Source organism: Paenibacillus foliorum, from assembly GCF_013141765.1.
Classification (GTDB): domain Bacteria; phylum Bacillota; class Bacilli; order Paenibacillales; family NBRC-103111; genus Paenibacillus_S; species Paenibacillus_S foliorum.
Genome location: NZ_WHOD01000109.1, coordinates 43,667 through 61,509, shown reverse-complemented (window position 1 = coordinate 61,509; position 17,843 = coordinate 43,667). Strand labels below are relative to the sequence as shown.

The 17,843-nt window shown below is 46.0% G+C and carries 3 protein-coding genes; all 3 read left to right on the top strand.

Going from position 1 to position 17,843, the window contains the following annotated elements; translation table 11 throughout:
- The first annotated feature begins 47 nt into the window (after positions 1-47).
- The 3 genes from GC093_RS29120 to GC093_RS29110 all read left to right on the top strand — a co-directional run bounded on the left by GC093_RS29120 (position 48) and on the right by GC093_RS29110 (position 17,774).
- The gene (locus GC093_RS29120; protein WP_246315674.1) at positions 48-7,658 is read left to right on the top strand and encodes an S-layer homology domain-containing protein; all 7,611 of its coding nucleotides are present in this window, start codon (positions 48-50) and stop codon (positions 7,656-7,658) included.
- An 86-nt stretch (positions 7,659-7,744) separates the two neighbouring features.
- Complete coding sequence (locus GC093_RS29115) at positions 7,745-17,035, top strand: chitobiase/beta-hexosaminidase C-terminal domain-containing protein (protein WP_171655450.1); 9,291 nt, start codon at positions 7,745-7,747, stop codon at positions 17,033-17,035.
- Between the two features lie 31 nt (positions 17,036-17,066).
- Complete coding sequence (locus GC093_RS29110) at positions 17,067-17,774, top strand: S1 family peptidase (RefSeq protein WP_171655449.1); 708 nt, start codon at positions 17,067-17,069, stop codon at positions 17,772-17,774.
- Positions 17,775-17,843: the final 69 nt, after the last annotated feature.

Below are 17,843 nucleotides of genomic sequence, written 5' to 3'. Positions count from 1 at the left end.
CTCGATTTGCTTAAATCAAAGGAATAGGAGGCGCTCAAGTGAAGCTGATGAAAAGAACGCTTGTGTTGGTTCTGGCTTTTCTTTTATTTTTTAGTTCCTTAGCCGGGGTTACGAATGTTCTTGCTGCAGAGATCAACACGCCTAAGCTGACGGTGCTGCAAAATGATTTTATAAAAATTACGGTTGACAATAATACAGGTCGCTTTGGGATCAGAACGGTAGAAGGGCAGCCAATTCGCAAGAAAGATCAGAACGTTAACATGCTGTTTAAAGGGGATGATCCGGAGACCTCGTTTACGACCTTTCGAATCGATGGGACCGATTATATTTTTGGTAATCCTTATAAATTTGCAGTTGATTTCTTCTCGGAGGTCACACAGCCCCAGATTGTTCAAAACAGCAATGGCACCAAACAGATAGAGACCATCTGGAAAATCAAAGGTGTTGAAATTAAACAAATTTTAATGCTGTATTCAAGCGTAGCTGATAAGAAAAATGCGGGTAATGTAAACATTCGTTATGAAGTTGTCAACCGAAGTGGGGCTGAGGTACAGATGGGGACCCGTGTTTTGCTCGATACAATGGTTGCGGGAAAGGACGGACCTGAATTCCAGATCGGAACAGCTTATAAAGTTCCTTTGATGGTTGAAAGGAAGCTGGTCCATAACCCGGAGAATGATCCGACAATTTCGGAAGAGGATAGAGCTTTGTACAAGCTGCCACCTTATTGGGTAATGCGGGACAAGCTGGATTTGACTAATCCATTGGCAACGAATGTCATGGCTTATGGATTTAACAACTTTGCTGAGAAAAATATAAATATTGTGGATGAAATGATCGTTGGGCATTGGAACGGGTTAGCCAACAGCAAGTGGGACTACACTCCTAATCCTAATCTCGATTTCACAAGAGATACCAATGATTATGGAACGGCTGACTCAGCAGTTGCTTTCTACTGGCAGCCTAAGGCGCTTGCAGATAAGGCTGTGCAGTCATTTGAAACGGTGTATGGATTAGGGGAAATTATTGAACCGGATAAAATCTTTTCCATCCGTTACATGGATACGCCACAGCAGTTGGCCACATTAAGTGATAACAGCAATTATGTCGGTGAAGGCATATTCGATATTATCTCAGAAGTAGAAAATTTATCTATGTTTGGTATGGAGCATTCCAGTATTTCTGTTAACCTGGCTCTGGAAAGCGGACTGAGTTTCGTCAAGCTCGACGAGGCGGGTAATGTGGTTCGAGATGCCAGTGGTAAGCCGCTAACAGAAGCGTTCCGCAGCAAGGTGCTTGAATTCAAGAAGACAGCGACGCCGGAGGAAGCGGCACTAGGGATTAAGCCAAAGTACAAGCCGGGTGACTCGATCACCGCTTCTTACAAAGTGCAGGCCAAGGGCAAGTCATGGCCTACAACCAAAGAATATATGCTTACAGCAAGCAGCCCGGAGACCCGAGCCAAGATCGAAGGGGTTGAGGATGAGGGAATCAAAGCGCAGTATGAGTCAAACAAGGCGAATTTTCTTCTATTGCCCGCGATTGGACAAGCTGCGGCAACCTATGCCTTCGGGATGTCGCCTAAGGAATTGTACAGCAGCGATGTGAAATATATTACGGTCAATCTGACGAACATTGAGGCTTACAATGCGGGTAATGATATTGCTCCACCGAATTTTGACTTGTTTCTGAAGGAGAAGGTGACAGGTAAACGGTATAAAGTTCCTGTTAAGCAATCGGTTATGCTCCAGCCGTCGGATGACGGTTTCTCAGGAGATATGAAGATCACGTACAGGGGTGGGGAGCTTGTAGATCGACTGGGCAATGTAGTACAAGCTGGTCTTGGACCGGAGCTGCCTCTAGGAGACTATCAGGTTCAAATTGATTTCAAAGGTGATGCCGGAGGTGATGCGGAGCTTGCTGCTCTGTTCGATATCACAACAGGACAAACCTTCTCTGTAACCGATAATCAGCAATCACGGGTTAGAGAGGCGGGTATTCTCGCCATTTATAAACAAATGGTTGATTTAAGTCATATTAGTCTTCCATTAAGCGATCGGCAGTTGAATGAAATTAACGAAGTCTTCCCGGGTAAGCCGTTTAAGAAAGGGGACGATTTATTCACTGCGGTGACGAACTTCAAGCAGTTCAAAATGTATTTGGGAGCGGCGAGCAAAGCTCTGGACCCGAAATTTGACCTTGCTGAATTTACGAGCAATGAATCGTTAGCCGAGGTACCGGCTTATAACTACCAGTTGTTTGAATCCGACGAAGATATGGAGCAATTCTTTGAGGATGAAGAGAAAGAATCTCTTGTTACTATTCGCGGTATGATTAAGGAAGTCGGAATAGACGATGATAAACAGGTCATTGTTGATACGAAAACCGAGCCTGCCATAATTAATGACTCTGTATCCTACAGAGGTAAAGATATGGTATTTGTCCGGGGTAAGCTGGATATCTTTGGAGCAAAGGATAAAGTGAAAGGATATAATTCTCTACCTTTCTTCGATACCCTATTTGTAAAAGGCGATGGAAAACTCAGCGTAGCGAACAGCGGCTTTGTATTCCATCAGGGGGAATGGACCTTAGACTTCTTCAATGGCTTCGATAAATCATTGGGCGAAGAGCTTGTTATCGAGAATGAGACTTTTCCTGATAGTGGAGACAATGAAGAAGATGATAGTCTGAACGGCTCGTTAAGCTGGGCTGTAGGCGCGCTTGGAGATCGGTTGAATCCGCTCAAGCAGCTGATGGTTAGTCAAATCTATTTCAACAAGCATACGTTGTTCTCTGGGCCGAGCTTTTACGTTTCGGGCTTCAGTTTTACCTTCAATGACTACATATTAAGACATGGAGGCATTTCCTTCGGCGGTAAGCTTTCAATGAAAGTTATAGAAGCAGAAGTTCGCAACGTTATTTTTAACGATAAAGGCTTTGTAGGGGTCGAGGCTGATCTTAAGTTTGACCTTAATAAAGAATTAGGACTATTTGAGCCGGACGATAAGCCGAAAAAATCCGAGGAAGAGGAGGAACCGAAGAAGCCAAGCGGTGAAATCAACATCGTTCACTACGTGCAGGATATGTCAGAGCATGACATTGCTAACCGGTACGGGATTAAGTTCCAAGCGCAGCTGAAAAGCATGCTGGAAATACAAGCAGAGCTGGCTTTTAAAAAGGTTCCCGATGGACGGATTTTACCGGATGTAGTTGCATTTGGTACTACGCTTGGCAAGCCGGGCGTGCTTATCACAGGAGCGACCTATTTAACGGCTGTACGTGGAGCAGTACGCGAGCTCGCTGATACTATCGCTGGCGGCACCAAGAATGACCCGTTCCCGCTTGTCGTGCAAGCAGGTGTGAGCATGAGGTTCGGAATTGCGCCGGCTTATCACTTCGGTGACATTGACCTTACGGTTAAGCGGACCGGGCTTGCACTTCAAGGGAAGCTTGGGTTCTCTACAGTGCCTGAGCCTGAAGACGACCAGCTTCTGCCGATGTTAAGCAAGGCGCTTCTCGAAGCCCAATGGGTGACTCCATGGTTTGTAAGACTGGAAGCGGAAGTAGATATAGGTGGCTGGGATCTTATCATCGGGAAAGCCGGAATATTCGTAGGACAAAATTTAGAGAAACACAGAACCGATTTTGAAGGGTATATCGGTGCCAGGGTGCAGATACCGAGCGATGTGCCAGTTGTAGGCGGAATGCCGCTGGCTAGCGTGTTCTTCGGAGTTAATAACGAAAAGATTTGGGGCAGTGTTGGGATTCTCTTTATTTCCCTAGGTGTCACATATTACTGGGGAGGCGGGGTCGAATTCGGGACGTCTGCTGAGGACTTGCCCGAAGGATTTATCCATCTGCTCGTTCAAGATCCGGAACGAGGGCCGAGGCTGCTTGTCATCGGGCAAGGTGTTCAGACCTTGGCCACATCCAGGATAGATACAGAATCAGAAAAGCATGAGATTAACTACCGCAAAATAACAGAAGACATCAGCCATCTGGATACGGATAGCATGAATGCGGGAATCGGCGGCATTACCGTAAAGAATAGTGGACGTGTGCACGAAATCCCTATGAATGGGGTTAGCGGTAACGCCATTATCGAAATGGAATATGTGGAAGAGCAAATGCCTAACTTTACTTTGAAGGATGCTCAAGGAAAGGTGTATCCGATTGTATTTGATAACACAAACACCAATCCTGCTGCAAATGCCTTTACTCAATATATTGCAGCTGGTAACTCTAAGGATGGTGTAGATGTAAGAAAAGCTTATATCATCCTGCCTCAAGATAAATTGAAAAATGGCGGAACCTGGACTTTGACAGCTGAATCAGGTGTTGATACCAGACTGCTTAATGTACCGGTCGCTCCTGGACTTAAAGACATTAAGTTAAATAAAAATAGTGCAGATTCTAACAAGTTTACGGCAGCATGGAGCGTAGAAAACGCGCAACAGGGAGATACAATTAACCTGTATCTGACTAAAGACGCTGTAGATGGCGCGACGACTAAAGTGACGAATAAAAAAGGAGAAATACAAGAGGTATTGCAGCCTGGCGAGCCTGGCCTTCTGATCGCCAAGGATTTGCCGGTCAATAAAAATGGCGGCATTACCGGCTCGACTACTAATGGAAGTGAGATCATAGATGTTACTCAAGTAGGGCTATTGGGTGACAAGGAAGATATCCGCGGCTTGCTGCAGCAAGGGGAATACTACCTGCGTGCCGAGCTGAAGTCTAACGTTGCTTTTGGAACCAAGACATCGGTTGAGAAATTCGAAATTATAGACCCATTGGCACCAACCGAAGTAAGCGAGGTAGCGATAGAGCCTGCGGGCAATGGATACTTCGATCTTTCCTTCAAGCCTGCGCCTGTAAAAAATGGACAACAAGATTATGAGCAAAGCTATAGAATTGAGGCTTTGCAGGAAAGCAACGGGAAGCTGAACAAGTATCTGAGCTTTGCGGAAATGCTGCTTACGAAGGATGAACTGGACAAATATCTGAATAAGGCAACAGGTAAATATGAGGGTATTCCAGTAGGCGGTTGGAAAGCATTGTCTACTTCCGACAAAATTGATGTTACGAAATTAGAGGGAACCGTGATGGATTTGAAGGATGTTCATTATACGGGACTTGAGGTTGGGCAAAAGTATGTAATCGGAGTGTCGGCAGCCAACAAGCCAACCAAGGCTGCAGACAAAAACGAGAATTACCATTTCTCAGGAACAACTAACAGCACCAATGAGCTTCTACCGATTCCGGTCAAACCTATTTTGAAAGCAGAAACGACAAGCAATCAGCTGAAAGCATCTGAGCATTTCATTGAGCTTGTGACTAATCAGACAACGCAAAGCTTCAATTTTGTGACTGACCAGCAGGATATTGAGGTAGAAGCTTTCTACTCCGATAAATCAATCGGCAAAACGACTACCGTAAATAATAGCCAAGGCAGCCGGGGCACTATTACCTTCGATCAGTTTAAGACAGACGGAACATATGCGATTGAGCTGATTGCCAAGAACAAGAAAACGAAAGACGTCTCGGTGACGATGCTTTACTTGACCGTAGATACCAGTGCGCCTGTCTTGTATTTGGATGAGCCGGTTAACGGGGCGAGAGCCAAGAATGGACAAGTAATGGTATCGGGTACAACGTCCAAGGACACGATTCTTACAGTCAATGGTACTCCGCTAGTTGTGCAAACTAACGGAAAGTTTAGTGGGAAGGTGAGTGTGAAAGCTGGTGAGCCTACCGTGGAGCTAGCCATTGTAGCCAGAGATGGTGCAGGCAATGAGAACAAAGCTTCTGTATTTGTTACGAATGATGCTTATAAAGTGCCTGTGGCCCTTATTTTGAAAACAATGCCTACTTTGAAACCAGGCGGAAGCCAAGAAATTGCAGCCTTCGTGCGAGTTCCTGACGGGAAAGATGCATCGGGCAAGCCTAAATTCAGAGAAGAGGAAGTAAAAGGCGAAGACAAGAAACGGTTAAGTTATTCGGTAACGATGGGAGAAGCCGTTAACGTTGAAGAAAATGGGACTGTTTCTGGTTTAACCGTTGGCGCCAGCCTTATAGAAGGTACCTATACCATTTCAGAAGGTGTATCGCTTCAATCTATGGTAGTTGCATCAGTAGCGCTGCCTACGGCAGACGGATTGGAAGCTATTACGGCCTATACGAGCACGATTGAAAAAAATAGCAGCGCGACAAAGGTAACGGTCAACTCTGCGGGTGACTTGGCAGGACAGCAGCTAGTTTACAGGGTTTATCCTAGAACAATGACAATCGTCGAAACCCTGAAATACAAGCAAAACTTGAGCAACTGGAGCATTCTGCCACCAAGTGGAGTTGTTCCCGCAAGTTCAGGCGATATTGTAGTTGTAGCAAAAAGAACTATGGGTGAGAATCTGGCTACGGCCGTGTCCGGCAAACTCCCCGCGAATGTATGGTCTTCCTCAGGCGGATCAGGTGGTGGAGGCGGAGGATTCGGTGGTATCCAGACCAGTCCGTTGACCATTAATAATCTTACGATTAACGCAGAGCGTAAAGACGATCAAGTTGAAGTCTTTATTAAAGCCAAGGATGTTGAATCGGCTAAAGAAATTAGTATTGCTTCCCAGGACAATACCGTTAAAGGATTTACGTTACACCTGGATAGCGGAGCTGTGTTGCAAGCAATCAGCAAGCAGCAAACGATCAATATACAATTGCCGTTGGCTAAGCTGGTTCTGACTCCGAACATGCTGGCCGGTATGGAACAAGAGCTGGTGATCAAGGTTAGTTCAAACGGTGAGGCTTCTATAAGTGGACTATCCAATATTGCTGCAGATGTGAGCGGCAACTTGCTTGGATCAGGACAAGGTGCTGCTATCGAGATGAATATTCCTGAGGCCAACTGGAGCCCCTATGTGAAAACTCGAGTAGCAGTACCTGAAGGGTTACAGGGTGAGTATATTAGCGCAGTTGTATTGCAAGGAACGGATGGGAATTGGACAACCGTCCCTTGGAGGCTGGTTAATGAAAACGGTGCGGCTTATGTCGAGGTTAGCCTGACTGGAAATGGTAACCTGGCCTTTATTCGTAATACAAGAGAATTTAATGACGTGAGTGATAGCTACTGGGGTAAGCAAAGCATCTCTGAAGCAGCATCCAGGCTGTTTGCATTAGGGAAAGATGCGGACCGGTTCGAACCGGATAGCCGAATTTCCAGAGCCGAGTATCCTACTCTGCTGCTTCGCGTAGCTGGGCTGATGAATAAAAATGCGAACAATAGTTTCTCGGATATCGCTAAGGAAGACTGGTATAACCGAAGCGTATCCATTGCCGCGAAGCTCGGAATTGTAAACGGTTTGGAGGATGGAACCTTCGCTCCTCAAGCAACGTTGTCTAGAGTAGAGGCGATGACGATGGCGGGACGATTACTGAACGCGCTCGGACTTGGCGAGGACATTAAGGATGAGGAAGTAAACAGCATACTCAGTACGTTTAAAGACCGGAGCTTGATTCCAGACTGGGCTAAAAAGCCGGTCGCGTTGAGTATCAAGAATGGCATTATTCAGGGTGAGGACGATCGAATTAATCCTCAGGATGCACTGACACGGGCACAAGCAGCAGCAATTGCAGTAAGGCTTGACCGTTGGTTAAGCGGTAAATAATCATCGAGGAGGTACCCACACAATTCTTATGTTTTGTGTGGGTAGATCCCGTTTAAGTGATCTAAATCAATTGAGGCGGTGCAAACATGGCTCCAAAGCAAAAAGCAATCGGCGGAATTGCATTTATTGCATTAATAATTGCAGTGTTTACATTTTCACTAGTTTTCATGGCTAGTGCCAGCAGTGATAAATGGACGGATCACGCGGATACATTATGGTATGACCCGGTATACAATACATTCAAAATCGATACTCCTGCTAAGCTGGCGGGGGTTGCGAAGCTGGTCAATTCAGGCCGTTCAGCCGATGGGACGCAGAAATATGATTTTAGCGGCAAAGTGTTGGAGATTGACCGGAACCTGGATTTGGCAGATTACCAATGGGTGCCTATTGGAACTAGGGCTACACCTTTTAAAGGAACCTTAATTGCGAAGGGTGGACAATCCTTTAAGATTTCTGGAATGAAGGTTTCAGGAAATATGAACTATGCGGGACTTGTAGGGTACATGGATGGCGGTACGGTAGGCGGCTTTGAGTTTACGGATACCGGAAGTATTGATGTGGCTACCGTAAGCAACAGCGTGTACAGTAATGTGTACGGGGACAACGGCGTTTATGCTGGCTCTGCTGTTGGTAAAATGGTCAATAATAGTACGGTATATAATATAACCAATCAACTGAATGTGAAGGTCAGCACTACTATTACTAATGTTTTTGCCGGAGGTGTTGTAGGGTCGGGTGAAGGAACTCTTGCCAATTCCAATAACTATAAACCGGTTACGGCTTCAGGCATGGATGTGCATGCGGGTGGAATTATTGGTTACGGCGACGATGATGGACTTAAAATCAAGAAGGTCTTGAATAATGGTTCTATAGATGCAAGCGGAAGCGGGAAGTTACATGCCGGGGGTATCGCAGGCTTCGCTTTTGGATTCATTAAGATGGATGAAGATGCAACACCGATAAGCAACGCAGCTTCCATTAAGGTAACAGGTGGAAGCAGCGGTTATGCAGGTGGCATAGTGGGTAGAGCCGGTGCGGATATCACTTTCTCCAACAGCACAGCCAATGCTGGCGCAGTAAGCATAGATTCTCAGCAAGCTAACGGCACTTATGCCGGTGGGTTGGTGGGTGCGATTACAGCTGAGCAGACCACACCACTATTCTCCATAGTGTTTACAAATTCGGCAGCTATCACTAATAAAGGCGGAACGAATGTACATACAGGAGGGATTGCAGGGTTTGTAGGCAGCACTTTTAAGTGGGATAAGAGTTTTACTAACAGCGTAAATGTTACAGCAACAGGAACACAACAATTATATAGCGGCGGATTAATAGGAAAGGTTTCCGGCGATATATTTTTTAACAACTCAGCCAAAAATACGGGAGCTATTTCAGTATCCGGCGGAGCTGGACCACAAAAACCGGACGAAGTTTACACAGGCGGAATCATCGGTTTTGCAAGCAAACGTGTATTATTTGAAAGTACTTCTAATCGAGCCTATGAAAATAGCGGAGAAATCAGCGTAAATGGTGGCAACGGCTTATATACGGGTGGTATCATATCCAATCGAGCCTATGCTAGAACATCTGGAGCAGTCAGCAATAATGTGTATAGCTCAGCAAAAATCGGAGTCAATGGACTAGCCAAACTATATACGGGCGGTTTTATCGGAATGGTTCCGGATGAGGGCGTCGATAAACTGATATCAGGTGCCGTGTTTGCCAATGAGATTGTTGTTGCAGGCGCAGCCTCGGATCCTAGTCACACTATTAGTACCGGAGGCATTGTCGGTTATTATGTTGACCGAAGCGGTAGTGGCAGTATAGACCAAACAGGCTTCAAGGGGACGATTTCTGCAACAGGCGGAGCTGATACGTATACCGGAGGTATTGCTGGGTATATGGACGGAGGCACGATCTCACTACCGTGTGCTGGAAGTATAGGAGATAAGCCTGACGCAAGATGCAGCGGAAATATGGAAACCTCATTAACTAAGATCACAGCGGACGGAACGATTGGCGGGGTGGCTGGATATTCAAAGGGATCCATAACGGGGCCACAGGTTAAGTTTATAACACTGACTAACAAGCTGATAGGTGGATTCACTGGCGGAGTAGCAGGTAAAGCTCAAGGTGTAATATCCAACGCAACCGTTGGGGTTGTGAGCTATACGGACGGTTATAGTGTAAAACTGGAATCGACTGCAGACAGCGTTACAGCTGGAGGCATCGTCGGACATAATGAGAATGCGCTGCTTGTCACGGCAAGCACGGTTGCTAATCTTGGTTTGGTCAACGAACAAGGAAGAAATGGATACACGCTGGGTGGTGTAGCGGGATTACTTACAGCCGAAGCGATAATAGGTGAAACAGGAACACCGATTAAAGTGAGCAAGATAGCAATTGATGTTAATTCTGCTAACAGCCAGATTGGTGGAGCTATTGGGGTCAATCATTCACCTAAGGTTTATGTGCAGGCAGAAAACCTGACTATCAATATAGCGGCTGCTCAAGCTAAGGTCGGCGGTATTTCAGGAATTCAGGAAGTAGCCAAAGGAAGCATACCAAGTGATGCTGGTAATAATACTGCGGCGCATCCACTTATTGCAAAGGAAGTTATCATAACGGCACAAGGAAGCGATGCCCGAATCGGCGGCTTGTTTGGTGTGAATCAGGGAGACACGCCAAGAGGCTTCGCCCATAATGTGAGCATCACTACAGAAGGACCTTCGAATCAAATCGGAGGCATAGCGGGTAGAAATATCGGTTCCATTACAAGCAATGAAGCCAGAAATATTATTATTGCCTCCAAGGGGACTGGCGCAGAGGTTGGGGGAATTGCTGGTCGATCCGAAGCAGCAGACAGCACAGTGGCTCCTGCTTTGATCGTTAATTCATCGGTATATGCAGAAGAGGAGCCCCTCATTACTGCGACTGGAGCGAATTCTTTTATCGGCGGTATTGCCGGTTTGGCTAAGAGTACAGAGATTACAAATCCTGTAATTCGCGCTGAAGCACCCGATTATGCCATGCTGGCTGTGAAGGCTGAGCATGTAATAGCTGGAGGTATTGCCGGTCAAATCGAGCAAGGTAAAATTATTGGCGATGCAGCCATGACCAACATCGAGAATTTATTGGTTTCCATATCGACGGATGCTCCTAATGCTTATGTCGGCGGAATTAGCGGATACAATCTCAAATCGAGATTGGAAAAAATCGTCGCTACTAATGTAAATCTGATCATTAATGGCGAGAAAGCTATTGTAGGAGGTATGGCAGCCTACAATCAAAGTACAGCAACAGGCATTCTTGTGAATAATTATATGGCTCAGCTTAATCTTAAAGTGAATGCCACGGCAGCAGCTTCAACTGTAGGCGGGTTCGTTGGTGTTAATGATAAGCAGAGCAGCGATCCAAGTACAGCTCCAGGCATAGCGGTCAGTACAATTCAGAACAGCCGATATGTAGGATCGATTCAAGTACTCTCACCATCAACGGTAACGGGGGGGATGGCTGGTGAGAACAGAAGCTTGATTGCTAACAATAGCATCACGGATAAGATTCCTGTTGCATCCAAAGGGAACGGCAGCACGCTCGGCGGTCTGGTCGGTCTGAATACGGAATCAGGGACGCTTTATTACACATACAGCAATTCGAACCTAACGATTGAAGGAGAGAATACACTAGCTGGAGGGCTCGCCGGTTACAATAAAGGCCAGATCATTACATCCTATGTGGATATTGATCTTACAAGCCATGCCTATGGAACAGACGGAAACTCTGTATTCCTCGGCGGCTTGATTGGAAGAAACAGCGGTATCATCGAGAAGTCTTATTCAGCTTCCAAGGTTACAGCTAGTGGTGCCTATACGAATGTCGGGGGATTGGTTGGCGATCATGTAGACGGATCCATCACCGATTCTTATGCAGCTAAAGAGATTACAGCAAGTGCAGAGGGATCTTATGCTGGAGGACTTCTGGGCAGAATTGCTAACGGTAAAGTAACTACCAGCTATTCGGCAGGTCAGGTTACAGCGGAGAACGGCGCTTATGCCGGTGGTTTTGCTGGACGCTATGACAATCCAAGCAAGGAACTGCTTTACAAGAACTATTATGTAAAAGATGAGAACGAGCAAATTAATACGGATTTGCCGGATTTCGCAGAAGGAGACCATCGTTGGCTACTTGTGCACGTGCGGTTGAGTACGATATTATCTTCCACACTTAAAGAAAGAGATATTTTCCCTGGCTTGTCGGGATGGGATTTTACTCAAGCTTGGAAGTACGGTTCGCTGAATGCCGACTATAAATATCCGGAATTACACCGTAGTGCCAACACGGGTGGAGATGGTGGAAGCGGCAGTGATGTGAATGCCAACATCAACTGGTACATGAGAGATAAAGGTGCCATTAATTTCGATATTAAAACAGAAGCAGAACTTGCAGGACTTGCTGCGATTGTTAATGGAGCAGTCACAGGCGTGGATAAGTTTGCTTTTGAAGGCAGAACGATTCGTGTGCAGAACCCGATTCATATTCAATCCAATCAGTGGGTGCCTATCGGTAATAATGAAACGAGTTCTTTCCTAGGGACGTTCGAAGGAAACAATTATTTAATCGATGGACTCAAGCTGCTGCCGGATCAATCTTATTCAGGCTTGTTCGGAGTTATTGGACAAGGGGCAAAGGTTCAGCATATGCGGTTGGAGCCTTTATCCGTAGCGGGTAATCAATACACTGGGGTCTTAGCAGGATTCAATAAAGGGACGGTTTCTCAAATTGATGTTAAGCTGCTGAATGCCGGGACTATTATTGGTAATACCGTTGGTGGAATTATCGGTAAAAACACCGGTGTTGTGGAAAAGCTTTCTATGACATTGGACGGTAACAGCCGTGTAGAAGCCGTAGGAAATAACGCTGTTGCGGGCGGTATCATTGGTGACAATACGTTTGCTCTTACTCCTCAGATTTTTGATCTGAAAACACCAAGCGGCAGCATCGGCAGCTCAGCGGCCAACGCTACTATCGGTGGTGTCATTGGAAGGCAAACGGGAGATTTTACAGGGTCACGTGCAACGATAACAGCTGCGTACCCCATTTCAGCTACTGGGGCCAACAGTATTGTAGGTGGTTTGATTGGAAATCATGTGTCCGGTAAAGCGAATGATTTGACCGTTACTTTCGCAGATGGAACATTGCAAGCGTTGGGCTTGGGTTCAACTCTGGGTGGGGTAATCGGTCAATCCGATGTAGGAAATCCAATCAGCAATGTCAACGTAACAGCCAGTCAGGCAGGCCAGCATATGACGGGGAATGGCATTATCGGTGGTATTGTGGGGGTTAAAACAGGTAAGGGTACAAATGTTTTTGATATGGAAAATGTAAAAACGGACAAGGTTGTTTTGTCTTCTCTTGATGGCAGTACCAATGCGGTCATTGGAGGTATTGCAGGGAAGCTCTCCCAGACAGCGGTCCACCAGGCAGCTTTCACGGCCTCAATTAGAGGCAAAGGTGACAGAGTCACAGCTGGTGGTATTGTCGGCTACAGCATGGATTCAATTCTTTATCAAGCGGATGTGCTGTCAGACATTTCTTCTAGCTCGAGAGCAAGAGAAAGCGCCGTTGGCGGGATTGCCGGTATTATGCAGTCAAGCAATGTGGATGCCGGTCTTGATTTTGGTAATCTGATTCCTTTTTACAGGGGCATTTATGATGCAGTCGTTCACTCTAAAGCTATCGAAGCTAAAGGAGTGGATAACGTACCTGATCTTTATGTAGGTGGATTGGTCGGCAAAAATTTAGCAGCCTCCATCTATAACTCAAGATCAACCTCCGATCTTTCGGTCAATGGGGCCAAAATTGCTTCTGTCGGAGGCGTAGCGGGCTACAGCGATGGAATCATCGTCAGCTCATCAGCCAGCAGCGATATCAACGCGGATGCAAGCACGATTTATGACGTGGGCGGCGTTGTGGGCTGGACAGCAGGGGGAGCTATCCATTATTCGAATATGAGCTCCCTGGACGGTCAAAAAATTACCGTGGGCAGTGCTATTACGAAGTCGGGTGTCATGCCGGCTACACGTGTCGGAGGGTTTGTAGGCAATGGAGATAATACGAACATCACTCACTCCTTTGCTAATATCCCTGTAATCGTCGTTTGCACGAATCAGGAAAATACCATTTATGCAGGCGGTTTTGCCGGATTGCTTGGTGATTTAAGCTCAGGCAGCGGAATCATTCAACAAGTGTATGCCAAAGGGAGTATAGATGTTAAAGGAATTACAGGCTCTTATGCAGGCGGTTTTGCTGGGTCTATAGACCACTACAGCATTACAGATGCATACGCTACAGGCAATATAACGAACACAGGCTTTGATACAAGCAGCGGCGGCTTCGCGGGAGCTGTGGAGAGACGAGGAATCGTCAAAAATGCTTTTGCAGCTCAGGATAAAGTTGCAACCATTGGGGTTAACCACGCAACACGTTCTTATGGCGGCGGCTTTGCAGGATATAACGACGGTACTTTGGATGGTGTGTTTGCCAATGTAGCTGAGCTATCCATGAGTGTTAGCGGTGCTAATGCTTATAAAGGATCGTTAGTCGGTTATAACTTCAGAGACGGCAAGATTGTTCAATCTTCCTATGTGGGAGATTTGAATGCTGTCGGATATAATCTGGGCGGCAACCCAGGAGTTGTTCAAGCGGATAATTCGAGTTCCTACGCTTTCGGGAATTGGAATTTTGAGACTGATCCATCCTTCTTAAGCGGCAATGGATCTTCGGAAATTATAATTTACAATGCCAAGCAACTGACAGGCGCCATTACACTTTATAATAATACAGGACTTGATTATTACCGTTTGTTTAACAGAACGGCGACGCAAAAACCGGCTATGGAGAAGTTTACACTTGGAGCGGATTTAGACCTAACGGGCAGCCTGTGGACTCCGATTATGAGCTTCAGAGGAGAGTTCGATGGAAAGGACAAGAAAATAAAGGGCCTTAAGCTTGTGGCAGCAGGCTCAGATTTGAATGGGTTTGTGTCAGAAAACTATGGAAAAATCAGAAATTTGATATTTGATGAGGCTGATATCACAGCAGGCTCTAAAACGGGTATTGCAGCTGGGATCAACCATGTGGGAGCTGCTATAAGCGACATCATTATCCGTGGAAAAGTCAAAGGTAATGACTATGTCGGCGGAGCAGTCGGAGACAACAAAGGAACGGTTTCCAACGTGACTGTGGAAGCAGCAGGCGTGGAAGGCGCTAATTATGTCGGCGGCGTGAGTGGAGTCAATAGCGGTTCTATTACAGGTGCTGCTTTCAAAGGAACCATCACAGGTTCAGGCAGCTACATCGGCGGGATTGCAGGCTCTAACGAAGGACAATTGAGCAAGACTTACTCCAGAGGAACCGTTCGTGCAACGACACCGGGTCTTACCCTTGCAGTAGGAGGAATAGCTGGTGAGAACAAGGGCAGTGGATCTATTACTCAGTCCTTCTCCTATTCGGATATCGACGCGGCTTCGAGCCATGTAATGGCTGGCGGTATTGCAGGTAGTAACGAAGGAGCCATCAGCAATAGCTATTCATCCGCCCTTGTTAAAGCGGAAGGTACGGTTGAGGCCGAAGCAGGAGGTATTGTTGGTTATGCTGCCAGTGGTGCCATCGATTATTCTTTGAATTATGGAGAAGTTATTGCTGGGGTTGAAGGAAAAATTATGCCTGGTAAAGCTTACTTCGGAGGAATAGCTGGTCAAAAGGAAGATGCAGCAGTTGTTTCGCATACAGCTTTTAACAAGCAGATGTTGAAAAGCAATACTGCTTATTACGATGCTTCCGGTAAACGAGTCTCTGGAGATGATAAGGAAGCAGCAGGTTTGCTGGCAACTGATCTGACAAAGGGGACTCTGCCAGCAAGCTTCGATCCATCCCTATGGAAGGCAGAGCAGAGCTTCTATCCTCAATTGACTGCATTCAATAGAGCAGCTGGTTCTAAGCTTAGCGCAGCGGCTGTAATTTTAAACAAAAATGATCTTGTTAACTTCATTCGCAACAGTTTTGAATTAACCAAGGATGGAGCTTTACTCTGGACTGCGAATCCGAACGAGGCTTTGATCACCAATGAGTCCGGGTCAGTGAAGGGGACTCTGAAATCGACAGGAAGCGCTGCTTTGACAGCAGCATTCAATGGCGAGAGTAGGGTAATCACGGTCAATGCTCCAGCCTTGAAGTTCAAAGAAACCGCGATAAAGCCTAAGGTTGGATCCGGAATAGTGATGACTTTCTATAATCAGGTTTCGGTTGTTTTAAACACAGATGAGCCGAATGGCAAAATTTATTATACGTTGGATGGCAGTCTGCCGGATTCGAACGCTGTGTTGTATTCTGGCCCTATCGTGCTGAAGAGTACTACGAACCTTAAAGCAGTTACCATCGTTGAAGAGAAGGAGACCAGCGAGGTATTTTCAGGTGTCTGGACTCGAATGACCGAAAGCGGCGGAGGTGGCGGAGGTGGCTTCGCTCAGCCAATCGTGCAGCTGCCGACAATTTCAGCTCAGATCGGCCAATCAACTGTGAATAGTAATAGTGACAGCCCGACCTCAACAACCGTAGCAATTAACAGTAAATTAAAGCTGACGGCACCGGCAGGCCAGATTATTTATTACACGACCGACGGAAGCACTCCTACGACGAGCAGCGCTCAATATATAGGAGAAATTATCATTACAGGCAATATGACAATCAAGATAATTACCGATAAGGATGATCGGGTAGTGACGATGAATTATCAGGCTGAGAATGCCAAATATGATCTGAAAAGCGAAGCAGGTCAGATCAAATATATTTCCGGCTATGAAGACGGACAGTTTAAGCCGGATATAGCTCTGACCCGATATGATCTCATCCACATTCTTTCTCCGCTGCTGAACATGGAGGAAGTGAGCGTACAAAATCGATTTAAAGATGTAAAGTCAGGAATTGAAGATTTGGTGGCATTTTTTACTTCAGCTGGCATTGTGGATGGTTATCCGGATGGAACCTTCAGTGGTGAGAAAGGCTTGACGAGAGCCGAGTTTGTTGTGCTGATGTCCAGAGTATTAAAGCTGGATATAACAAGCAATGGTGAAACAAGTCTGTCGGATGTAAGAGGCCATTGGTCAGAGAAGTATGTCAATGCCTTTACGAAAGCCGGCTATGTACAGGGTTTCCCAGATGGCACCTTCGAGCCGGACAGCCAAATTTCAAGAGCACAGGCGATAGTAGTCATCAACAGAATCACGGGTACACAAAAACAAAATCTTCCATCGAAATTCAGCGATTTAACTCCTGATCACTGGGCTTTCGATGAAATCATGCCGGTTGTTAAGTAAGAAGTAATGGCGTGGAAAGGCGGTTTGGTGCTTGAAGGGAAAACTAATTCATTTATGTGCAATTGCAATGATTTCGTTATTGTCTGGCATACTCTTTTTTGTCAATGTTAGTCTCAATGCCAAAGCGGATGCGCCCGTTGTTCACAATGCGGAGGAAATCTACGAGATATCCAATGACGCGGTATTCTACATCCGGGCACTAAAAAGCGATGGTACTCTAATAGCCACCGGCACAGGCGTGCTGCTGTCCCCTAGCGGGACAGCAGCTTCTGCTTATCATGTGATAAAAGAGGCAGAGCGGATTGAGGCGACATTTAATGACGGACGAGCAGTTGATTCCATTGAGGTGCTTAATTATGACGAACTAACAGATATAGTAATTCTTAAGTTTCCTGATCCACAAACACTAATGGTGAATGGAGGGGGATACCATTTTATACCAATTAAAGAAGCTGCAGTAAAACATGGAGAGAAGATTTTTGCTATTGGCTATCCTCTGAAAAACACTCCAATTATTACAGAGGGAATTATTAATACTCCCAAGGCTGAGATCAACGGAAGAAACCGGATTCTAACATCGGCACAGATTGTAAGCGGGATGTCGGGGGGACCGGTTATAGATCCATCCGGGCAATTGGTGGGGGTCATTTCGGGCTCTATGCGGACCATGAATAATATTCATCTTGTTATTGATACCGGAGATATTCTCAGCGTACTGCAGACACCTCCAGTGAAGTAAGGTTAAGGCTGATGTTGTTGGAAAAGAACATTATATCTGCATAAAAAAGTGAATGAGAGGCTAGCCAAG

What these genes read in the sequence shown, in the direction of transcription:
- GC093_RS29120 (WP_246315674.1), top strand. Translation starts at nt 48, where the DNA reads ATGAAAAGAACGCTTGTGTTGGTTCTGGCTTTTCTTTTATTTTTTAGT.
- GC093_RS29115 (WP_171655450.1), top strand. Translation starts at nt 7,745, where the DNA reads ATGGCTCCAAAGCAAAAAGCAATCGGCGGAATTGCATTTATTGCATTA.